This is a genomic window from Salipiger pallidus (genome assembly GCF_014643635.1).
GTDB classification, from domain to species: domain Bacteria; phylum Pseudomonadota; class Alphaproteobacteria; order Rhodobacterales; family Rhodobacteraceae; genus Salipiger; species Salipiger pallidus.
This window is the reverse complement of the sequence record NZ_BMJV01000001.1, coordinates 72,296-94,218: the sequence shown is the minus strand read 5'-3', so window position 1 is coordinate 94,218 and position 21,923 is coordinate 72,296. Positions and strand designations below refer to the sequence as shown.

Below are 21,923 nucleotides of genomic sequence, written 5' to 3'. Positions count from 1 at the left end.
GCGCGCCGGGACCGCAAATTCCTTGCAAGGAATTTGCCCAGCCTCGCCGCAGCGCGGTCATCGCAGGACATGCGCCGGCTCACGGTTGCAGAACACGATGGTCTGCCCTCCGTTCTGCACGGCCCGAAAGCCGTGCCTGTCCAGTTCCGCCATGAAACGCTCATGTCCGACAATCCGTTCGATATCCCGTGTCTTGCGCCGCACCACGCCGCCCGTCGCAGCGGTACGCGATGCGAAAAGCTGCGTGAGCCAAAGATCCGGCGAGATGGGCAGGGGCGCAGGTTGCATGCGCTCGAGTCTGTCACCGGGGTGGTTAAGTTTTCGCCAACGGCGTCAGCTGCGACGACGCCCGCGCCGCTCGCGCTTTGGCGCGTCCGACATATCGCCGGTGCCGTCGTTGTCCGAGCTGAACCCGCCAAGCACTTCGGCCACCTGTTCCAGCGTCGGGCGCGGCTCGCGCGGCTGGGTTTCCAGCGCCGCGCGCATGGCACTCAGGTGTTCCGGCATGGTGCCGCAGCAGCCGCCGATGATCTTCGCGCCGGCATCGCGGGCAAGGCAGGCATATTGCGCCATCAGTTCGGGCGTGCCGTTATAGTGGATATGGCCATCCTCGTAGCGCGGAATGCCGGCGTTGCCCTTGGCGATCACCGGGCGTTCGGTGCCCGTGGCGGTAAAGCCCAGTACCGTGCGCATCAGGTCCGACGCGCCCACGCCGCAGTTGGCGCCGAAGGCCAGCGGCGGGTTGGGCAGCTCGTCCACGAGGCCCACGAAGTCCTGGCTGGTCACGCCCATCATGGTGCGCCCAGCGGTGTCGAAGCTCATGGTGCCGCACCAGGGCATGCCGACATTGGCAAAGGCCTCGGCCGCGGCGCGGAATTCCTCGGGGGCCGAGATCGTCTCGACCCAGAGCACATCCGCGCCACCATCCTTGAGGCCCTGCGCGGTTTCCTCGAACATCTCCACGGCGCTTTCGTGGCTGAGCGTGCCGACGGCGCCCATGATCTCGCCGGTGGGGCCGACCGAGCCCGCGACGACCACCTTGCGGCCGGAGGCATCGGCCACGTCACGGCCCAGTTCGGCCGAAATGCGGCTCAGTTCGTGGGCGCGGTGGGCGGCGTCGTGCAGTTTCAGCCGCGAGGCGTTGCCGCCGAAGCTGTTGGTGAGGAAGATGTCCGAGCCAGCGTCCACGGCGCCCTTGTAGAGCGCGCGAATGCGATCAGGGTGATCCACGTTCCAGAACTCCGGCGCATCGCCCGAGCTGAGACCCATGTTGAAAAGATTCGTGCCGGTCGCGCCATCGGCCAGAAGCCAGTCGCGTGTGGCAAGAAGTTCGGAAAGAGCGTCGGACATCAGTGGTCAGCCTTTGTATCTGGTGGCTGGTTTTCCATAACGGCGCCGGTGAAGCAAATTCATAATCCTCACAATGATTATGAAACCGCCCCCGTGAACAGCGCCTGAAAACCGAAAGACGGGGCACCCTTATGGCACCCCGCCTGCGTGTTCAACGTGCGTGTTTTATCAAGTAAGGCGTGGTTCAGCCGCGCCGACGACGACCGCCACCCCGGCGTCCACTGGTCGGCCCGCCTTGGTCGCCGGCCTTGTTGAAGGCAATCCACGACCCGCCGTGCGGATCCTGGTTGTTGAGCAGGTTGGCGGCGCGGATCGCCTCCATCTCCTTGCCGGCCCTCGAGGTGGTGGATCCAAGGCCGAAGAGGCTCACGAAGGTCTCGTCATCCATGCCTTCCGGCAGGACGATACCGGCGGCCTCCACGGCGGCCTTCTTCTCGGCGATGGCCTTTTGTGTGACCGGCAGGGCCACGGGGTTCATGATGGCCGAGGTCATGCCGGCGCCGATTGCCATGGGCAGGAAAGCGTTGTTGATGCCGTGACGGTTGGGCAGGCCGAAGCTGATGTTCGACGCGCCGCAGGTGGTGTTCACTCCAAGCTCGTCGCGCAGGCGGCGCACGAGGGCGAACACCTGCTGGCCCGCGGTTGCCATGGCGCCGATGGGCATCACCAGCGGATCGACCACGATGTCATGGGCGGGAATGCCGAAATCGGCAGCGCGCTCCACGATCTTCTTGGCCACGGCAAAGCGCACGTCGGGGTCTTCGGAAATCCCGGTGTCGTCGTTCGAGATCGCCACGACCGGCACGTTGTATTTCTTGACCAGCGGCAGGACCAGCTCGAGACGCTCTTCCTCGCCGGTGACCGAGTTCAGCAGCGGGCGGCCATTGGCAGCCTCGAGCCCGGCCTCGAGCGCGCCTGGCACGGAGCTGTCGATGCACAGGGGCACGTCCACGAGGCCCTGCACCAGCTCGACGATGGAACGCATGAGGGGCGGCTCGGTCTCGTTGGGGTTGGGGTTCGAGTTGTAGACCACGCCCGCGTTGATATCGAGCACCGCGGCCCCGGCCGCCACCTGCGCGATGGCGTCATTTTCGACGGTCGAGTAGTCACCGGCCTCAAGTTCGGCTGCGAGCTTCTTGCGGCCGGTGGGGTTGATGCGCTCGCCGATCACGCAGAACGGCTCGTCGAAGCCGATGGTGACGGTCTTGCTCTGGGACTCGATAACGGTCCTGGTCATGTCTTCTTACTCCTCAAGGCGCGCAAGGATGGCTTGCAGCGCGTCGTCTTCGTAATCTTCGATGGCGGCCTTTGCGCCCGCCTCGAACAGCCGGTCGGGCGCCAGACCCGAACAGATGCCCACCGGGTAGGCCCCGGACCGGGCGGCGGCGCGCATGCCGCTCTGGCTGTCCTCGAAGGCAATGCAATCCTGCGGGCGTACGCCCAGCTGGCGCATCGCCTCGAGATAGGGTTCGGGATCGGGCTTGCCCTTGGCACATTCGTCGCCGATCACCAGCACCTCGAAATCGTCCCGCAGGCCGATGGCCTTCAGCATGTGCTCGGCGTTGATGCGTGGCGCATTGGTGACCACCGCCAGCGCCCAGCCCTTGTCCCGGGCCAGATCCAGCAACGCCCGCGCGCCGGCCATGGGCGGGGTGCCCGTGGTCAGCCGCTCGCGAAAGCGCGCTTCCTTTTCCTCGGCCAGCGCCTCGGGGTCTTCGCCCGGGAACAGCTTTGGGAAGATGTCGGCATTGTGCGAGCCGTGGATCTGGCGCTCATAGAACTCCTCGGAAAACTCCATGTCCCGTTCGGCGAAGAGATCCCCAAACACCGCGATGTGCAGCGGGTCGGAGATCAACAGGGTTCCGTCAAGATCGAAGAGCAGGGCTTTCATGAAGGTCCGTTCCGGGTGTTCAGACCGCCGAGGCGGCCGGTTGCGTTGCCGCGCCGCCATGTTCGGTTGCCCATGCGGCGCAGGTCTTGATACCGCCAAGCGGGAAGAGATGCACCTGCTCTACAGGAAAATCATTGGCTTGCGCCTTCCGAGCGGCCAGTTCCACAGCAATCTCGGTGGGCTCGTAGGGCATCACCAGCTTGCTCACGTCAAGCGCGCGCTTCTGGAGGACCTTCAGCGACGGGCCGACACCGCAGGCGATCGCGAACTTGATCAGCGTCTGAAGCTTGGCCGGCCCCGCAAGCCCGATGTGCACCGGCAGGTCCACACCGCCGTCCCGCAGCCGCTGCGCCCAGTCCAACACCGGGCCCGCCTCGAAGGCGAACTGGGTGACCATGGCCATCTGCGCATCGGTACGTTCGGAGAACGCTTGCTTCCAGCGGGCCGCTTCCATCACCGACGTGTCGCCGCCGTCCATGTCGATGTCGCGGTTGCCCTCGGGGTGGCCGGCCACGTGCAGCCGCTCAAAGCCCGCGCGGTCGAAGGCGCCGGTTTCCAGCAGCTGCATGGAGCTGTGGAATTCGCCCTCGGGCTCGGAGACACCGCCCGCGAGGACCAACGCCTGCTTCACACCTGCTTCGCCTTGGTAGCGGGCGATCCAGTCCGTTAGCGTGGCCTCATCCTTGATGATGCGGGCGGGAAAATGCGGCATGACATCAAAGCCTTCGCCGGCGATGCGCGCAGCGGTGGCGACCATGTCCTCGATCGGGGTGCCCTGAATGTGGGCGATGTAGACGCGGGTGCCTTTCGGCAGGATGGCGCGGAAATCCTCGACCTTCTCGGCGGTGCGCGGCATCACCTCGATGGAGTAGCCGCCCAGCAGATCGTCAAGACCGCCATGTGCGGGGGTCGCTTTCGGTTTGCGGAAGTTCAGAAGACCCATCAGCCAATCCTTCGTGCTCATTCGGGCGGCGCCCATCCATCGTTTGCGATCAGCGCCTTGATACGGGCCTGATCGTATTCGGCATCGATGCGGGCGGCTTCGGCATCCGCCGCGGCCTGTGCATCTCCGTCCACCGGGTAGGGTTCGCCCTTACGCCATTCGGCAAGATAGGCGTCCGTGTCCGCTGCCCCGACCTTCATCGCCGCCCGGTCGATCGCCTGTTCGAAGCGTTCGGGCAGGGGCGCCTTGGCGCCGCGTCGGCCGCGGCCGACGATGATCTGCGCGGGAATGTCCCGCCAATAGACGATGGTGACGTCGGGCATGGTAGCGTCTCCGGGTCCGGTAAGGACGATAGTAGCGTGAGGTAAGCGCGCCGCAGGTTCCGGTTCCGACACAAGCGGCGCGATGAGCGACGCCTTCCTACGCCAGCCCGGCGCGCGGCGCCATATGAGCGGAACTGAAAATTTTCCATAGAAACTATGAAAGTTCCTCATGTTACCCGCGTGGTGGCAGCGCTGTCCGGCGCTTATGGGCAGGGCGTGTATGGTGATGGCCACGCATAAATGCCGGGTCGCCTACAGGGCTGTGCCGAAGTCCGGATGATCGGCGGTCAAGGCCGCGCTGGCTCGGATTGCCCCCGCGGTTCCGCTTCCGGGTGAGGCGGAGCAGCGTCTGGACTGCGGCACCGCCTCTGTCGCTCCCGGCTCTGGGAAAGGTGCGAAGGCTGGCGGCGGCTCTGCGCCACCCACGACCCGCTGAAACGCATGCTGTCGGCCTGCACCCGCCCGGTGATTGAGCTGCACGAGCCTCGCAACAGCCGCACGCTGCGGGGCGGGGTGGTGAACCTGCCCATGGACCCCGATCCCGACGTCTTCTTCTGGCATCAAGAGGGGCAATCGGGCCGCTTCGCTCATCCGGCATCACGTCCTTCGGATATGGCTTGTCACCAGCCCGGACCTTGGGCGCCTTGACCGGGTGCGCCGTAGCTCCGAGCCGGGCACCTTAAGCGACGACCTTGCCGCACAGACCGGGCCGCCGGTGCGGCTTAGACTGAAAAAATCCGAGCAGTCACAGGGTTTTGATCGATGACCTTCAGCCCGCTACACGCGATGCCCTGCGACACTTGGAGGTCCCGGAAAACGACTTCTCGATGACATTTTTCGACAATCCTTTCGGGGCGTAGGCCCATGGTGCTTGCGCCACCGGGACACGCCGCGTATCCTGATCCCAACTTAAAATTCGGAAAGGCGCTCAGACATGGCGCCAAGGCGTCCCAGAGGTGCGGACGTTTTCCCAAAGCCGGTAGAGAACTCCGCGCCCCAACCGCCCGATCCGAGCGCGCTTTATGCCGCTCTGGATCTGGGTACAAATTCGTGCCGCATGCTGATTGCCCAGCCAAAGGGCAGCCAGTTCCATGTGGTGGACTCGTTTTCCAAGTCGGTCCAGCTCGGGCACGGCCTCGAAAGGAGCGGGCGGCTGTCGCGTGCCTCCATGCAACGCACCATCGGTGCCTTGCGGGTGTGTCAGCAAAAGATCCGCCGTCACGGGGTGGAACGCATGCGGCTCGTGGCCACCGAGGCCTGCCGCCGTGCGGTCAATGCCCGCGATTTCATGCGTCAAGTGAAGCGCGAAACCGGCCTCCAACTCGAGATCATCCAGCCAGAGGAAGAAGCCCGGCTGGCCGTGATTTCCTGTGCGCCGCTGGTTTCAACGCGGACCGAACAGCTACTGGTTGTGGATATCGGCGGCGGCTCGACCGAGCTTGTGTGGATCGACCTCAACTCCGTCCCCCGGCGCGACCGGCCTGCGGCGATCATGCGGTTGCATGCGGGGTTCCATCCGCCCGAAAGCCCGTTTCCCGCCGCCAAGGTGGTCGACTGGATTTCCGTGCCCCTCGGGGTGGCCACGCTCCGCGACCAGTTCTCGGACGTGGAGGACGACGCGGCCCGCTATGCCTTGATGAGCTGGTTCTTCGAAGAAAACCTCGCGGAATTCGCGCCCTACAAGGATGCGCAGGCACGCGAGGGGTTCCAGATCGTCGGCACCAGCGGCACGGTGACCACGGTGGCGGCGTCTCATCTGGGGCTGCGGCGGTATGACCGGACCAAGGTGGACGGGCTGCGCATGACCTCGGACCAGATCGAAACGGTGATCGCCCGCTACCTCGAGATGGGGCCGGCAGGGCGGCGCAAGGATCCACGCATCGGGGAGGACCGGCAGGCTCTTATCATGTCCGGGGCGGCGATTTTGCAGGCGCTTTTGCGGATCTGGCCCACGGACCGGCTGTCCGTTGCAGACCGTGGCCTGCGCGAAGGGCTGCTTTACGCGCAGATGTCGGCGGACGGTGTGCTCGAGGACGGACCTCTCTGAAAAGCGAGCCCCAACCGCCTGATCCAGAATGAAGAACGGCCCGCCAATCTGGCGGGCCGTTTGGATGTGCAATGGGGCGCTGGCGCCTTAGAACGGGATTTCGTCGTCCAGATCGCGCGATGGGGCGCGACCGCCACCACCGCCGGAGCCGCCGCTGGACCCGCCGCCGTAGCCTCCACCGGAGCCGCCGCCGTAATCGCCGCCGCCACCGCTGTAGTCACCACCGCCGCCGCCATAGTTGCCGCCGCCCGAGCCACCACCGAAGTCGCCGCCACCGCCGCCTTGGCGGCTGTCCAGAAGCGTCAGTTCGCCACGGTAGGGGCGCAGCACAACTTCGGTGCTGTAGCGGTCCGCGCCGGACTGGTCCTGCCACTTGCGGGTTTCCAGCTGGCCTTCGATGTAGACCTTGGAGCCCTTGCGCAGGTATTGCTCGGCGATGCGCGCCAGCGGCTCCGAGAAGATCGCGACCGAATGCCATTCGGTCCGCTCGCGGCGCTCGCCGGTGTTGCGGTCCTTCCAGTTCTCAGAGGTCGCGATGCGCAGGTTGCAGACCTTGCCCCCGTTCTGGAAGGTGCGCGTCTCGGGGTCCGCCCCGAGATTGCCCACCAGGATCACCTTGTTCACCGATCCGGCCATGTCGTCCTCATGTCTTTGTTCCGATTCTTCCCCGATGGGGTTGGCCGTCAGGTTTACACGTCCCCCCGGGGGGACGCCACCGGCGAACGGCCCTCGCGGCGCATTCCATCATGACGCGACATAGTTAATGATTTCCTGCCCAAACAGGGGGCTCTGCTGGCGCATCGGCGGGTGTCTGCGCGCTGCATGGCCCGGGGGTGGCGAAAATCGGCGTGATCCGTATAGTGCGCCTCAGGGATAGTGAAGACCAGGACAGGGTGATTGATGCGAGGTTTGGCGAAGCGGGTTCTGCCCGTGCTTGTGTGTGCTGCGCTGGGGGCGACGTCCGCCTCGGCCGACGGCCTGTTTTCCAGCAACCGGATGCAATTCCGCCAGCAGACCGGGGTGCTTGAAAAGCGCGCCTACGAAGAAAAGCGCAGCAAGGTCCGCCTTGCCGCACCATCGGTGGTGACGCCGACGAAGTGGGGCCCCATGGGCGGTGACGAGGCGGCGAGCCAGCCGGTCTACCGCGGTGCGTACAATGGCGCCTATGCTGATCTCGCGCGCGGGGCCGCACGGCGCAACGGCATCCCGGAGGATCTGTTCCTGCGCCTCGTGAAGCAGGAATCGAACTTCAATCCCCGCGCCCTTTCGCACAAGGGGGCCATCGGGCTTGCCCAGCTGATGCCGTTCACCGCCCGCCAGCTTGGTGTCGACCCGCACGATCCGGCGCAGAACCTCGAGGGCGGAGCGCGTTATCTCAAGCAGCAGTATCAGGCCTTCGGCTCGTGGCGGCTAGCGCTGGCTGCCTACAACGCCGGCCCCGGGGCGGTGGTCAAGCACGGCGGCGTGCCGCCTTACCGCGAGACAAGAAATTACGTGAAAACCATCTGGGGCAGTTGAGCCTTTCCGACTAAAACCATCGGAAATTGACGCTGGCCGGGCAGGGCGCTAGACAGGCGGAAAATCCCGTGCGCAGGAGCCTGCCATGCGATCCGCCCCGATCTACAGTTTAGCCGTTGCCGCCGCGCTTGTCGCGGGGCTTGCCGCGTCGGCGGTGCGCTCCACCGCGCCCGAGGTGCCGCAGACCGCCGAAGCGCTGGGGCGAGCGCTGTTCTTCGACGTGAACCTGTCGCGCAACCGCACACAAAGCTGCGCCACCTGCCATGATCCCGAATATGGCTTTGCCGACCCGCGCGGTGCGGCGTCCATTGGTGACGATGGGGCCTCGGTCGGGGATCGCAATGCGCCCACCGCCACCTATGCCGCCTATATCCCCGGCTTTGGCCGGGCCGAGGATGGCGAATGGGTCGGCGGGTTGTTCCACGATGGCCGGGCCGGCACGCTCGAAGAGCAGGCAGGCGGGCCTCCGCTCAACCCACTCGAGATGGGGATGGACGGGCGCGAGGCCATCGCCGCCCGCCTGCGCGACGATCCCGCCTATGCGCAGGCCTTCCCGGCATTGTACGGGGCCGGGGTTCTGGACGATCCGGACAGCGCCTATGACGCGATGACCAGCGCCATCGCTGCCTTCGAGCGCGGCGCGGAGTTCGCCACCTTCGATTCCCGCTACGACCGCTTCCTGCGCGGCGAGGTAGAGCTGACCAAGCAGGAAGAGCTTGGGCGGCTGCTGTTCTTCTCCCAGCAGTTCACCAACTGCAACCAGTGCCACCAGCTGCAGGCAAGCGCCATTGACCCCGAAGAGACGTTTTCTGACTATCGCTATTACAACCTCGGCGTTCCCGAGAACCGCCTACTGCGCGAGCGTAACGCGGTGACGGTCAAGGATGGCGGGCTTCATGGCAACGCCGGCACCGGAGCGCCGCCCGAGACCATGGGGCGCTACCGGACGCCCACCTTGCGCAACGTTGCTGTGACTGCGCCCTACATGCATAACGGCATTTTCGAGGATCTGCGCACGGTGATCCTGTTCTACAACACCTACAACACGCGCAACGAGGCCCGGAAAATCAACCCCGAAACCGGCGCCCCCTTCGGTCCGCCAGAAGTGGCGGAGAACATCGCCATGGACGAGTTGACCATCGGCCCCGCGCTTGATGATCAGCGCATCGATGCGCTGGTGGCCTTTCTCAAGACCCTGACCGACAAGCGGTACGAGCCTCTTTTGGAGGACTGAGGCGCCTAGCCGTCGAGGCCCAGCTTATAAAGGTGGATCTCGAAAGACGGGTGGATCTCGGCTCCGGTGACGCCGCGGCGTGCGTGACGGTAAAGCGAGCGCCAGAAGGGCTGTACGATGACGCCGTCCTCCTGCAACATGCGTTCTAGCTTTGCCATGGTGTCCTTGCGCGCCTCTGCGTCGGCGATGGTCAACGCCTCGGCCACAAGCGCGTCGAAGTCGGGGTTGGCGTAGGCGCTTTCATTCCATGGCTCACCAGACCGGTAGGCCAGCGCCAGCACCTGTATCCCGAGGGGGCGGTGGTTCCATTCGGTGATCGACAGCGGGTAGCTTTGCCACTCCGACCAGAAGCGTGACCCGGGCAGGACCGTGCGGGTCACTGTGAAGCCCGCATCGCGCAGCATCGCCGCAGCCGCATCGCCGGCGCGCATGGCCAGCCCGTCATCAAGGGTGACGAGGTCGTGCTCGAACTCCGTCATTCCGGCCTCTTCCATCATCACCCGTGCCTGCGCGGGGTCGAAAGGCGTGGGGCCGATATCTGCGTAATCTGGGTGCACCGGCGCGACGTGGTGGTTCTGCGCCACGAGCCCAAGGCCGGCATGACCGAGCTCGAGCATGATCTCGTTGTCGATGGCCAGCTGCAAGGCTCGTCGCACGCGCAGGTCGGCGTATGGCATCGTGGCGCCGACCCGGGCCTGCTGGTTGCCGCGCAGCACCACCGTCGAGCCGGTGACCACCTCGGAACGCTGCCAGCCGATGTCATCAGCCAGCGCGATGAAATCGCCGATGTTCTCGTATAGCATGTCGATGTCGCCAGCCTTGGCGGCGGCAAGCCAGCTTGCCGGATCGGTGCCATAATCAATGAACTCGATCCGTTCGATAGTGGCGCCGCCCCAGCCTTCGGCGGTGTCGCCCCACCAGTCATGATCGTGGTTGCGCTGCAGCACCGCGCGGTTTGCGGGATCTAGAAGCTGTGGAAGATAAGGGCCTGTTCCAACGGGGTTTTCCAGCATCGTTTCGGGATCGTGGCTGGCATGGACCAGAGCGGCAGGATAGTCGGACAGGCCGACCATCAGGGTGACATCCGGAGCGGGCAGCAGCAATTCCACGGTGAGGTCATCGAGGGCCGTCACCGCGCCCTCGGCCAGCATGCCGGTTTCGGGGTCCACGAGAACCGCAAGGCGGCCAGCCATGGAATTGCCCTCGGCGCTGCGGTCGCACCAGTAGGCGAACATTCGGGTGACATCGGCGGCGGTGAAGGCGTCGCCATTGTTCCAGCGCACCTCGGGGCGCAGATGCAGCAGGTAGCGGGTGGCGTCGTCGCTGACCTCCCAATCTTCTAGAAGCATGCCGCGCACGGTGCCGTCGCGCTCGTACTCCACGAGATACTCAAGCCAGCCGCGGTAGATGTTGGCGATCTCGGACCAGTCGGCGCGGCGCGGGTCACGCAGCGGACGAACCTCCATCTGGATGCGCAAGGTGTCGCGCGTGTCCGCCATCGCCTCGTCCGAGGTCTGTGCCACGGCCGGACTGCCAAGGCCGCCAAGCGCATAGGCCGTGGCCGCCGACAGGCCAAGGCCCGTGGTCCGAGTGAGGAATTCGCGACGGTCGATCTGCCCCGCCGACAGCTCCCTTGCATGGGCGAGAGCTGCCGGGTGGATCTCGCCGGGCTTGCGATACTGTGTCATGCCCTGTCCTTGCTGTGCCGTTCCGTACGCGACGGAGTGCGCCTTACAGGAAAACTATAGCAGATCCTGGCCCCGCACCATGCAAGGTCTATCACGACTGCGGTTATCATCGTGCAAAGCCGCTTCGGCGCGGGCCGGGCTTGACACGATGCCGGATCTCGGTCGGGGAGGTCGGTGTTATTGCGGGTAAAGCGGGCGAAAAGGTCGCGCTGTAAAACCCGAGGTTTTCTGCAATGCGGTTCACGGGTGCCTGTGGCTGCGCCAAAAGGTCCTGCGCCGCGTGCAGCCTGCGCCCAGCAAGCCGGTCAGCTTGCCCGGTGCCTTGCCGTCACGCACCCAAAATACGCAGGGCATGTCGGGCCAGAGTTCGCCCATCACCGGTGGAGAATGCAGGACAAGGCCAAGGCTGCGCGCACCGGAGCCAATTAAATACAAAACGCTTGCCGGGAGATAGAGCGCGATACAGGCGCCCAGCCCCCATGCGCAGACCGTTTAGGATGGCGCGACCCTGTCCCCGGGTCAGCCAGACCAGCGTGTGGTCCGGCCGGTCATGCAGAAGGCGGTAGTGTCAGTTCGCCAGCTGGCCCAGCGATCCGGTGCGCCCCGTGCCAGCGGTGTGCCCCGCGTGTCCGTGCCGGAGACGGCGCCGGAAGCGCGGGAGCTGCTCACGCTGGCAGTTCTGCGGTCGAGATCACCGGCCAGCCGGCCATGCGTGCCCGGAACCAGCTTCGCTGCCGCTTGGCAAATTGCCGGGTGAGGATGGTTGCACGCTCCGACGCGTCCTCGAGGCTCATCTCGCCACGCAGATGCGCGATGAGCTCGGCGGCGCCGATGGCCTTGGCCGAGGGCAGATCGGGCCGCCAACCGTCCAGGTTGGCCCGCGCCTCGTCCAGTGCGCCGCCCGCGATCATCGCCGCAAAGCGCCGTTCGATGCGGGGGGTGAGCCAGTCCTTGGGCGCATCAAAGAGAATCGGCTGCACTTCGGTCAGCGGCAGCAGCGGCGGCGGCGTGTCATCCTGCCATGCTGCGATGCCGCGCCCGGTGGCCTGAAGCACCTCCCAAGCGCGCTGCACCCGCATGGGGTTGGCAAGGTCGATCCGGGCGCGGCTCTCGGGGTCAAGCTCAGCTGCCATGCCGTCATGACCTTCGGCCTCGATCCGCGTCATTGCCCGCGCGCGCAGCGGCGCAGGCGTGGCAGGGATCTCGGCCAGCCCCTCGGTGAGCGCGGTGAAATACAGCCCGGTGCCACCGGTGATGATAAGCCGCTCACCGCCCGCCACCAACGGCTGGAGATCGCGCAGCCATTGCCCGACGGAATAGGCCTGTGTGCCCGGCACGTGACCATACAGCGCGTGGGGCGCCTGCGCCTCTTCCTCGGGCGAGGGGCGGGCCGACAGCACGCGCCAGTCGTCGAACACCTGCAGCGCGTCGGCATTGACCACGATACCGCCGTCGCGCGCCGCGATCTCAAGCGCCAGCGCCGACTTGCCGCTGGCGGTGGGGCCTGCAATCAGCACATGCCGGTGGCGATCCGGCGCAAGGCTGGTCAGTCTGTCGGCCAAGCGGTCTCTCCTTGGGGTCGGTGCGTCATCGGGTTGCTATCGGGCGCATTCACGGCATTGCGGGCGGGCGCATTTTCCGCCACATATGGCCCCGATCCTAGACCCCAGCAGCCATGGAGCGCAACATGACCGAGATCCCGCAGACCACCTACAAGCGCGTGCTGCTGAAAATCTCGGGAGAGGCGCTCATGGGCGACCAAGGCTATGGGTTGCATCCGCCAACGGTCGAGCGCATCGCCCGTGAGATCAAGTCGGTGCACGACATGGGTGTCGAGATCTGCATGGTCATCGGTGGCGGCAACATCTTCCGCGGGCTTGCGGGCTCGGCGCAGGGGATGGAGCGGACCACCGCCGATTACATGGGGATGCTGGCCACCGTGATGAACGCACTGGCGATGCAGTCGTCGCTCGAAGAGCTGGGCGTCTTCACCCGCGTCATCAGCGCGATCCGCATGGACGAGGTGGCCGAGCCCTACATCCGCCGCCGCGCCGTGCGCCATCTCGAGAAGAAGCGGGTGTGCATCTTTGCCGCGGGCACCGGCAATCCCTATTTCACCACCGACACCGCCTCGGCGCTGCGGGCCAACGAAATGGCCTGCGAGGCGCTGTTCATGGGCAAGAATGGCACCGACGGGGTCTACGACAGCGACCCGCGCACCAACCCCAATGCCAAGCGTTATGACAGCGTGAGCTACGACGACGTTCTGGTGAAGAACCTCAAGGTCATGGACGCATCTGCCATCGCGCTGTCGCGGGACAACAACCTGCCGATCATCGTCTTCCCGCTGGACGAGCCGGGCGGCTTCCGCGGCATCCTTGCAGGGCAGGGCACCTACACCAAGGTCGGCTGAGAGGGCATGGCCGAGGGGGCTCTGCCCCCGCCTTCGCCCCCCCCCGGCGTATTTTTCCAAGAGAAGAAGCAGGGGTCCACGCTTTCGAGGCGAGGCTATACATCCGGGCGACGCTGCTCTAGAACGTGGCCCGAATAGAGAACCATCTGAGCGGGCAAGATTTATCATGGCTGAAGAATTCGAACTGGACACGGACGACCTCAAGCGCCGCATGGACGGCGCCATGGCAAACCTGCGTACGGAATTCGCATCGCTCCGTACGGGCCGCGCCTCGGCCTCCATGCTGGAGCCGGTGCAGGTCGAGGCTTACGGGCAGATGACCCCGATCAACCAAGTCGGCACGGTCAACGTCCCCGAGCCGCGCATGGTCACCATCAATGTCTGGGACAAGTCGATGGTGAACAAGGTCGAGAAGGCGATCCGCGAGAGCGGGCTGGGCATCAACCCCCAAATGAACGGCACCATCATCATGCTGCCGATCCCCGAGCTGAACGAAGAGCGCCGCCGCGAGCTGACGAAGGTGGCCGGCCAGTACGCCGAGCATGCCCGGGTCTCGATCCGCAACGTGCGGCGCGACGGCATGGACCAGATCAAGAAGGCCAAGGGCGACGGCATGGCCGAGGACGACCAGAAGTTCTGGGAATCCGAGGTGCAGGACCTGACCGACACCTACATCAAGAAGGTGGACAGCGCCCTGGAGACCAAGCAGGAAGAGATTATGCAGGTTTGAGCCTGCGGATCTTTTCGCGCGCGGCAAAGATGTCCGGCCCATCCGGGCGGGCATCGGACACGCCGGGTCACGAGACGGAACATGCCGGGTCACCGGGGCTGGAGAACCGGTCCACGACCGGGCCGCAGGGAGGACGCAGTCGCATGGGCAAACCGATCCGCGAGGGCGCCGGGCCGCGTCATGTCGCCGTCATCATGGATGGCAATGGCCGCTGGGCGCAGGCGCGCGGGCGGCCAAGGCTCTTTGGTCACCACGCCGGCGCCAAGCGCGTTCGCGAGATCGTCCAGGCCTGTCCTGATGTAGGCGTCAAGTATCTGACGATCTTCGCTTTTTCGACCGAGAACTGGAAGCGCACCCAGTCCGAGGTGGCCGGTCTCATGAGCCTGTTCCGGCGCTACATCACCAAGGAGGCGAGGGCGCTCAAGGCCGAGAACGTGCAGGTGCGCTTCATCGGCGACCGGGTGCGGCTCGACCACAAGCTGGTGCGCCTCATGGACGAGCTAGAGCAGATGACCGTGGACTGCACCGGGGTGAACCTGACCATCGCCATCAATTATGGCGGCCGTGATGAGGTGGCCCGCGCCACACGCCGGCTGGCCGAGGACGTCGCGGCGGGCAAGCTCGATCCAGCCTCGGTGGACGAGGAGACGCTGCCGCGCTACCTCGACACCTGCGTGCTGCCGGACCCGGATCTTGTCATCCGGACCTCCGGCGAGGCGCGCATCTCGAACTTTCTGCTGTGGCAGTCGGCCTATGCGGAATACGAGTTCGTCGACACGCTCTGGCCCGATTTCGGGGCCGAGGAATTTTCCCGTCTCGTGTCCGCCTATGGCACGCGGGACAGACGCTATGGAGGCGTCCGGGCATGACATCTTCCCGTTGGAACGATCTGAAGCCGCGGATGATCTCTGCGGCGATCCTCATCGCCATCGCGCTGGTCACCGTGTGGATCGGCGGTATCGCGTGGCGCCTGTTCATCTCGGCAGCCTGCGGCATCATGGTGTGGGAACTGGTGCGCATGGTCGACACCAACCGCGACAAGTCAGCCAACCTGCTGGGCGGGCTGGCGGGGGGCTGCGCATTGGCCTCGATCTACCTGCCCGCGTCCTTTGCGCTGCCGCTGCTGCTGCTACCGTCAATGGCCGGTTTTGGCCGGATGGAGCGGGGCGGCGTGACCTACGCGGTGTTCACCGCGATGATCCTTCTGGCGGGCTATGGTTTCATGTCCGTGCGTGCCGAGCTCGGAATCGTCTGGATGCTGTGGCTGACCTGCGTGGTCGTCATCACCGACGTGGGCGGATATTTCGCCGGGCGCATCTTTGGCGGGCCGAAGCTCTGGCCGCGTGTGTCGCCCAAGAAGACATGGTCCGGGGCCATCGCCGGTTGGATCGGCGCGGCCATCGTCGGTCTGCTGTTCGCTGGCACCACCTATGCTGGCTTCGGCCTCATGGGCATTTCCATCGCCATTTCCATGGCGAGCCAGATCGGTGACATGGCCGAAAGCACCATCAAGCGGCGGGCAGGGGTCAAGGATAGCTCGAACCTGCTGCCGGGGCATGGCGGCCTGCTGGACCGGTTTGACGGCATGCTGGGCGCGGCGCTGTTCCTGCTCATCGCGGGGCAAATCATCGACTTCCCCCCGGGACTGTGACCGCGCTCTGAAGGGGCTGTGATGCGACGTATTTCCGTATTCGGGGCCACCGGCTCCATCGGGCAGAACACGCTCGACCTGGTGAGGCGTGACCGCGAGGCATACCGCGTCGTTGCTCTGACGGGCGCTGGCAACATCGAACGGCTGGCCCGCGATGCCATCGAGTTTGACGCCGAAGTGGCAGTGACCGCCGACCCCGAGCGTCTGGCGGACCTGCGCGATGCGCTTGCCGGAAGCGGTGTCGAGGCGGCCGCGGGTGAATCGGCGCTGATCGAGGCGGCGCAGCGACCGGCAGACTGGGTGATGTCGGCCATCGTCGGCGCGGCGGGCTTGGCCCCAGGCCTGCACGCGCTGGAGCAGGGTGCGAGCCTTGCGCTGGCCAACAAGGAAAGCATGGTCTGCGCCGGCCCTCTGATGATGGAGACCGCGCGCGCCACTAGTGCCAAAATCCTGCCCGTGGACAGCGAGCATTCCGCTGTCTTCCAGGCCCTCATCGGCGAGGACTTGGCCGCGGTTGAGCGGGTGATTATCACCGCCAGTGGCGGAGCGTTCCGCGATTGGCCACTTGAACAGCTGGCGCAAGCCACGCCTGAGCAGGCTGCGACCCATCCCAACTGGGCGATGGGGCAGCGGATCACGATTGATTCCGCCTCCATGTTCAACAAGGCGCTGGAACTCATTGAGACCAAGGAATTCTTTGGGATCGAGCCGGGAATGATAGAGGTCGTTGTTCATCCTGAATCGATGATACACGCTCTGGTGGGGTTCCGGGACGGAGCCCTCATGGCCCATGTGGGGCCAGCCGACATGCGCCACGCCATCGGCTTTGCGCTGCACCACCCGGCCCGGCAGGCGCTGCCGGTCGAGCGGCTTGATCTCGTGAAGCTGGGCCAGTTCACCTTCCGCGAGGCGTCCGAGACGCGCTGGCCCGCGCTGCGGCTAGCACGCGAGGTGATGCAGGCGGGCGGGCTTACGGGCGCGGTGTTCAACGCTGCCAAGGAGCGCGCGCTCGATGCGTTCATCGACCGGCGGATCGGGTTCAACGACATGGCGCGTGTCGTGGAGGAAACACTAACCTGTGTTTCGGCCCAAGACAGCCTCATTCATGCCGGGTTCACACTTGATAACGTGCGCTCTGCCGACCATCTCGCCCGTATCACCGCGGACGAAATCATGGGCATGCAAGCCGCAAGCTGATAGGGTGCCGGAGGCCTCCGGCACCGGAACGACCGTCCGACCGGACGATGACGAAACGATAAAGAGGCGACAGGTTTTGGATATTTCGACGTTGATCCCGCAATTCGGAGGTCTTCTCTACACCCTCGCCTTCTTCGTGATCGCCCTTTCGATCATCGTCGCCATCCATGAATATGGACATTACATCGTTGGCCGCTGGTCGGGAATCGATGCAGACGTGTTCAGCCTTGGCTTCGGACCGGTGCTGGTGTCGCGCTATGACAAGCGCGGCACGAAATGGCAGATCGCCGCGCTGCCGTTTGGCGGCTACGTCAAGTTCAAAGGCGATGCCAATGCCAGTGGAGGGGCCGACGAGGACGCCCTGGCCGAGCTCAGCCCCGAGGAACGCCGCCGCACCATGAACGGCGCGCCGCTCTGGGCACGGTCGGCCACGGTGGCCGCCGGGCCTGTGTTCAACTTCATCCTGACCATCGTGATCTTCACCTGTCTTTTCATGGTGCAGGGCAGGGTGGCCGACCCCTTCACCGTTGGAGAGCTACGGGCACTGCCCACCGCTCAGGAACTGCGCCAGGGGGACGTGATCCTGACCATTGACGGCCAGACCATGCCGTCCTTCGACGATGGCGCTGGGTTTGAGGCCTTCATGCAGGCGCTGCCGGAAGAGCCGGTGCTGCCTTATGTTGTGGAACGCGACGGCAGCGAAATGACCGTGGACGGGCCCTATGTCTATCCGCCCATCGCCACCCAGGTGGTGCCGCGTTCGGCAGCCTTCGAGGCGGGGATCGAGCCCGGCGATATCATTACCTCCATCGGCGGAGAGCCGGCCTATGCCTTCCAGCAGCTGAAGGACAAGGTCGAAGGCTCAGAAGGTGCGCCGCTCGACCTGGTGGTCTGGCGTGACGGGACCGAGATCCCGCTGTCCATGACCCCCAAGCGGACCGATGAGCCGCTGCCGGAAGGCGGTTATCAGGCCGTGTACCGCATCGGCATCGTCGGCGGGCTTGCCTTCGAGCCGGCCACTGGTTTCGTCGGGCCCGTCGAGGCCTTCACCGGCGGAGTGGAGCGCACCTGGGACATCGTCACAGGATCGCTGTCGGGCCTGTGGCACATGGCTGTGGGTAAGATCTCGTCGTGCAACCTGTCTGGGCCGATCAGCATAGCGCAGACATCCGGGGCCATGGCAAGCCAGGGCGGGCAGAGCTTCATCACCTTTATCGCGGTGCTCTCCACCGCCGTGGGTCTGCTGAACCTGTTCCCGGTTCCGGTGCTCGATGGTGGGCACCTTGTGTTCCATGCTTGGGAAGGCGTCACCGGCAAACCGCCGTCGGACCGGGCGCTGAACGTGCTCATGTCGGTGGGCCTGTTCCTGATCCTTGCGTTGATGACCTTTGCCCTGACCAACGATCTGTTCTGCCCCTGACCATGGTGCCTGCGGCAACGGCGGGCGCTGCCCCTCGTTGTCCTTGGAAGACTTGTGGCAAAGGGAGCAGGGACGGCGTGCGATTTGGCCGTGAAGAGGGGCACTGCCGGTCTGTAGCTGCGGCGCAGCATCCGATCGGTGCCCGGGCGGCCGCCCAAGTTCAGCCATATTATTGAACTAGACCTTCCGGCAATTCACCCATGGCGCGGCCCGGGCCGCGCCCAATCTATCGGGCAATCTACCATGCATACCCTCCAGTCCGGCTATCGCGGCCTCAGCCTTCTGTTCCAGATCAACTGGGATCGCCTACTGTGTATCGGCTTCATCGTTGGCGCGCTGTACCTTGGGGCATTCCTGGGATCTCTCTAAGACGGTCACCGAAAAGCCGCTTCGGCTTTTGACAAGGTTCCCCAATCTAGGTACTCACGTAAAAAAAGATTATGGCGGAACGGATTGGCGGTATGACCTACGGGCTAACGGGGCAAAAGCCCCGGCGCTTTGTGCGCATCTTCAGGACAAGTGCTTCTCTCGCAGCACTTTCAGTCGCGATTTCAGTCGCTTTGACCGCGGCACCGAAGCCGGTCATGGCGCAAACCTTCTCGTTCAGCAACGTGTCCATCGAGGGCAACCAGCGGATTGAGCAGGGAACCATCCTCAGCTACGCGGGAATCGCACGCGGCGCCCCGGTCAGTGGGGCCGAGCTGAACGACGCCTACCAGAGGCTTGTGGCCTCGGGGCTGTTCGAGCGGGTCGAGATCGTGCCGCAGGGCAACACGCTTGTGATCAGCGTGACCGAATATCCCACCGTCAACGCGGTCGCCTTCGAGGGCAACAGCCGCATTGACGACGAGGATCTTGCCCCGCTTGTGCGCTCGCAGTCGCGCCGGGTCTACAATCCCACCATCGCTGAAGAGGACGCTGCGACCATCGCCGCAGCCTACACCGAGCAGGGGCGCATTTCCGCACGGGTGACGCCAAAGCTCATCCGGCGGTCCGATAACCGTGTCGACCTGGTCTACGAGATCTTCGAAGGCGGCGTCACCGAGGTCGAGCGCATCGGCTTCGTGGGCAACAGCGCCTATTCCGACCGTCGCCTGCGCCGCGTGCTCGAGACCACGCAGGCCGGCTTCCTGCGGGCGCTTATCCGGAGCGACACCTTCATCGAGGAGCGCATCGCCTTCGACCGGCAGCTGCTGCAGGATTTCTATGCGTCGCGGGGCTATGTCGACTTCCGCATCACGGGCGTGAATTCCGAGCTGAGCGCCGAGCGGGATGCTTACTTCATCACCTTCAACGTTGAGGAAGGGCAGCAGTTCAACTTCGGCAACATCACCGTCGGATCGGACCTGCCAGAGGTCAATGTCGCCTCCTTCCAGAACGCGCTGACCGCCAGCCCTGGCGGTGTCTATTCGCCGTCGATCGTCGAGAACCAGATCGCCCGGCTGGAGCGGCTTGCAGTCCGGCAGGGGCTGAACTTCGTGCGTGTCGAGCCGGTGGTCACCCGCAACGAGCGCGACCTCACCCTTGACGTCGAATTCCAGCTGACCCGCGGCCGCCGCGTGTTCGTTGAGCGCATCGACATCGAGGGCAACACCACCACGCTGGACCGCGTGGTCCGGCGCCAGTTCGACACTGCCGAGGGCGACCCCTTCAACCCGCGCGCCATCCGGCAGGCGGCAGAGCGCATCCGTGCGCTTGGCTACTTTGCCAATGCCGATGTCGAGGCGCGCGAGGGGTCGACCCCGCAGCAGGTCATCGTGGACGTGAACGTGGAAGAGGCGCCTACCGGCTCGCTCGGCTTCGGCGGGTCCTACTCGACCTCCAGTGGTTTCGGCCTTGCGCTGTCCTTCGCGGAACAGAACTTCCTCGGGCGCGGGCAGCAGTTGTCCTTCGGCATCAACACCGCGTCGAGCGCGTCTGCCTACAACTTCAACTTTGCCGAACCTGCCTTCCTTGGCCGGGATCTGCGGCTCGGGATTGCGCTGAACTATACCGAGACCGATCAGCAGTATTCCGAGTACGACACCACCACTGGCTCGTTTACCCCGAGCCTGACTTTCCCGGTGTCCGAAACCACGCGGATGACCCTGCGCTACAGCGCGCGCTACACGGATATCCAGAACGCCTATGAGAACGACGCCGGCCAGATCATCCGGGCGGAAGAGGACGAAGGCTCGCGCATCGACCACAGCCTGACCTACCTGCTGAGCTATGACACCCGGCGCACCGGGCTGAACCCGAACGCGGGCGTCCTGCTGGAATTCGGGCAGGAGTTCGGCGTTGGCGGCGACAGCAACTTCGTCAAGACGAACCTGCGTGCGGTTGCCCAGACCCGTGTCCTCAACGAGGAAGTCACGCTGCGTGCCACCTTCGATGCCGGCGCGCTGCATTACAGCAAGGGTGAAAGCCGCGTCACCGACCGTTACCTGCTGAACGATTCCACCTTCCGTGGCTTTGAATACGGCGGCCTCGGCCCGCGTGAATACGACAGTGCGTCGGACGTGGATGACAGCCTTGGCGGCAACTACTTTGCCGTGGCGCGGTTCGAAGCAGAGTTCCCGCTGGGTCTGCCAGAGGAATACGGCATCACCGGTGGCGTCTTCTATGACGTCGGGTCGGTCTGGGGCCTGTCCGATTACACCAGCTCGAACACCACCAATGAAGTGCTTTACGAGGACTTCTCGGCCCGCCACGTGCTGGGCGTCTCGGTGTTCTGGGATTCGGCGCTTGGTCCGCTTCGCCTCAACTTCTCGCGCGCCGTGCAGAAGGAAGAGCGGGACAAGGATCAGAACTTCAGCTTCTCGATCTCGACCAAGTTCTGACATGGTCGGCGATCTTCGCAAATGTGCCGCCGCGGTCCTGTCCATCGGGATCGCGGCGGCTGCCGTTCCGGCGACCGCCCAGCAGGAGCTGTTGCAGCAAGGGGCCACCGTCAGCCCAATCCTGACGGTGGATTTCGACCGGATGTTTTCGGAAAGCGCCTACGGGGAGGCTGTCACCGCAGCCCTTGAAGAGCGCGGCGCGGCCATCGCCGCCGAGAACCGCCGCATCGAAGCCGAGTTGACCGCCGAAGAACGGGCACTGACCGAAAAGCGCCGGACCATGGAGCAGGCTGACTTTCGCGAGCTGGCCAATGCCTTCGACGAAAAGGTGCAGGAGCTGCGGCGCGAACAGGATGCCAAGGCCCGCGCGCTTGGCAACGCCTCGGAAAGCCGACGGAGGCTGTTCCTTGCCACGGTTGAGCCGGTGATCGGACAGATCATGCGTGAATCCGGTGCCTTGGTGGTGCTGGACAAGCGTCAGGTGCTGATGTCGGTGGATGCGGTGGACATCACCGACACCGCCATCGACCACGTGGATGCCGCCGTCGAAGATGGTTCTATCGACGTTGACGACATCGCCGGAAGCATCGCTGACGCGGTGAACGACACCCCCTGAACCGTGCCGCGGCGTTCCGCCGCCGCGCCGCGCGCCCGGCTTGCCCTGCCGCCAGCGGGTTGCTAGGGACAGACCCAACA

21 protein-coding genes are annotated in these 21,923 nt (G+C 65.0%); 12 read left to right on the top strand and 9 right to left on the bottom strand.

Features of this window, described 5'->3' with window-relative positions; all coding sequences use genetic code 11:
* Positions 1–57 precede the first annotated feature (57 nt).
* From IEX41_RS00430 to IEX41_RS00405, 6 genes are all read right to left on the bottom strand, one after another.
* A complete protein-coding gene (locus tag IEX41_RS00430) occupies positions 58–288 on the bottom strand; it encodes an N-(5'-phosphoribosyl)anthranilate isomerase (protein ID WP_188787752.1) in 231 nt (76 codons plus the stop codon).
* 45 nt (positions 289–333) lie between these two features.
* A complete protein-coding gene (gene bmt, locus IEX41_RS00425; protein ID WP_188787749.1) occupies positions 334–1,350 on the bottom strand; it encodes a betaine--homocysteine S-methyltransferase in 1,017 nt (338 codons plus the stop codon).
* Positions 1,351–1,534: 184 nt separating this feature from the next.
* Positions 1,535–2,587 (bottom strand): methyltetrahydrofolate cobalamin methyltransferase, encoded by a 1,053-nt coding sequence (locus IEX41_RS00420; protein ID WP_188787748.1) that lies wholly within the window; start codon positions 2,585–2,587, stop codon positions 1,535–1,537.
* A 6-nt stretch (positions 2,588–2,593) separates the two neighbouring features.
* A complete protein-coding gene (locus tag IEX41_RS00415; RefSeq protein ID WP_188787746.1) occupies positions 2,594–3,241 on the bottom strand; it encodes an HAD family hydrolase in 648 nt (215 codons plus the stop codon).
* A 19-nt stretch (positions 3,242–3,260) separates the two neighbouring features.
* Complete coding sequence (locus IEX41_RS00410) at positions 3,261–4,184, bottom strand: methylenetetrahydrofolate reductase (protein ID WP_188789195.1); 924 nt, start codon at positions 4,182–4,184, stop codon at positions 3,261–3,263.
* Between the two features lie 17 nt (positions 4,185–4,201).
* Positions 4,202–4,507: a virulence factor gene (locus IEX41_RS00405; protein ID WP_188787744.1), complete on the bottom strand. Its 306-nt coding sequence runs from the start codon at positions 4,505–4,507 to the stop codon at positions 4,202–4,204.
* Positions 4,508–5,441: 934 nt separating this feature from the next.
* On the opposite strand from IEX41_RS00405, the gene IEX41_RS00400 reads away from it, so the two are divergent.
* A complete protein-coding gene (locus IEX41_RS00400) occupies positions 5,442–6,554 on the top strand; it encodes a Ppx/GppA phosphatase family protein (protein ID WP_188787742.1) in 1,113 nt (370 codons plus the stop codon).
* Between the two features lie 87 nt (positions 6,555–6,641).
* Here IEX41_RS00400 and ssb read toward each other — a convergent pair whose 3' ends face one another.
* Positions 6,642–7,190: a single-stranded DNA-binding protein gene (gene ssb, locus IEX41_RS00395; RefSeq protein WP_188787740.1), complete on the bottom strand. Its 549-nt coding sequence runs from the start codon at positions 7,188–7,190 to the stop codon at positions 6,642–6,644.
* Between the two features lie 264 nt (positions 7,191–7,454).
* Here ssb and IEX41_RS00390 point away from each other — a divergent pair, with 264 nt between their 5' ends.
* Positions 7,455–8,072, top strand: a complete 618-nt coding sequence (locus tag IEX41_RS00390; protein WP_188789194.1) for a lytic transglycosylase domain-containing protein — start codon at positions 7,455–7,457, stop codon at positions 8,070–8,072.
* 85 nt (positions 8,073–8,157) lie between these two features.
* The gene (locus tag IEX41_RS00385; RefSeq protein WP_188787738.1) at positions 8,158–9,306 is read left to right on the top strand and encodes a cytochrome-c peroxidase; all 1,149 of its coding nucleotides are present in this window, start codon (positions 8,158–8,160) and stop codon (positions 9,304–9,306) included.
* Between the two features lie 5 nt (positions 9,307–9,311).
* On the opposite strand, the gene IEX41_RS00380 is transcribed toward IEX41_RS00385, so the two are convergent.
* On the bottom strand, positions 9,312–10,994 hold the full coding sequence (locus IEX41_RS00380; protein ID WP_188787737.1) for an ABC transporter substrate-binding protein: 1,683 nt from the start codon (positions 10,992–10,994) through the stop codon (positions 9,312–9,314).
* A 665-nt stretch (positions 10,995–11,659) separates the two neighbouring features.
* Positions 11,660–12,556 carry a tRNA (adenosine(37)-N6)-dimethylallyltransferase MiaA gene (gene miaA, locus IEX41_RS00375; protein ID WP_188787735.1) on the bottom strand — a complete coding sequence of 299 codons (897 nt, stop codon included), beginning with the start codon at positions 12,554–12,556 and terminating at the stop codon, positions 11,660–11,662.
* Between the two features lie 113 nt (positions 12,557–12,669).
* Between miaA and pyrH the strand changes: the two genes are divergently transcribed.
* From pyrH to IEX41_RS00335, 9 genes are all read left to right on the top strand, one after another.
* The gene (gene pyrH, locus IEX41_RS00370; protein ID WP_188787733.1) at positions 12,670–13,407 is read left to right on the top strand and encodes a UMP kinase; all 738 of its coding nucleotides are present in this window, start codon (positions 12,670–12,672) and stop codon (positions 13,405–13,407) included.
* A 166-nt stretch (positions 13,408–13,573) separates the two neighbouring features.
* Positions 13,574–14,137 carry a ribosome recycling factor gene (gene frr / locus IEX41_RS00365; protein ID WP_188787731.1) on the top strand — a complete coding sequence of 188 codons (564 nt, stop codon included), beginning with the start codon at positions 13,574–13,576 and terminating at the stop codon, positions 14,135–14,137.
* Between the two features lie 143 nt (positions 14,138–14,280).
* On the top strand, positions 14,281–15,006 hold the full coding sequence (gene uppS, locus IEX41_RS00360) for an undecaprenyl pyrophosphate synthase (RefSeq protein WP_188787729.1): 726 nt from the start codon (positions 14,281–14,283) through the stop codon (positions 15,004–15,006).
* The gene (locus tag IEX41_RS00355; protein WP_188787727.1) at positions 15,003–15,788 is read left to right on the top strand and encodes a phosphatidate cytidylyltransferase; all 786 of its coding nucleotides are present in this window, start codon (positions 15,003–15,005) and stop codon (positions 15,786–15,788) included. The genes uppS and IEX41_RS00355 overlap by 4 nt, the downstream gene beginning before the upstream one ends.
* Positions 15,789–15,809: 21 nt before the next feature.
* Positions 15,810–16,985: a 1-deoxy-D-xylulose-5-phosphate reductoisomerase gene (gene dxr, locus IEX41_RS00350; RefSeq protein WP_188787725.1), complete on the top strand. Its 1,176-nt coding sequence runs from the start codon at positions 15,810–15,812 to the stop codon at positions 16,983–16,985.
* A 76-nt stretch (positions 16,986–17,061) separates the two neighbouring features.
* Positions 17,062–18,405: an RIP metalloprotease RseP gene (gene rseP, locus IEX41_RS00345; RefSeq protein ID WP_188787723.1), complete on the top strand. Its 1,344-nt coding sequence runs from the start codon at positions 17,062–17,064 to the stop codon at positions 18,403–18,405.
* A 243-nt stretch (positions 18,406–18,648) separates the two neighbouring features.
* A complete protein-coding gene (locus IEX41_RS21665) occupies positions 18,649–18,774 on the top strand; it encodes a hypothetical protein (RefSeq protein ID WP_277874154.1) in 126 nt (41 codons plus the stop codon).
* A 92-nt stretch (positions 18,775–18,866) separates the two neighbouring features.
* On the top strand, positions 18,867–21,227 hold the full coding sequence (bamA, locus tag IEX41_RS00340; protein WP_188787721.1) for an outer membrane protein assembly factor BamA: 2,361 nt from the start codon (positions 18,867–18,869) through the stop codon (positions 21,225–21,227).
* Position 21,228: 1 nt separating this feature from the next.
* Entirely contained in the window at positions 21,229–21,843 is a 615-nt protein-coding gene (locus tag IEX41_RS00335; protein WP_188787719.1) for an OmpH/Skp family outer membrane protein, read from the top strand.
* Positions 21,844–21,923 lie beyond the last annotated feature (80 nt).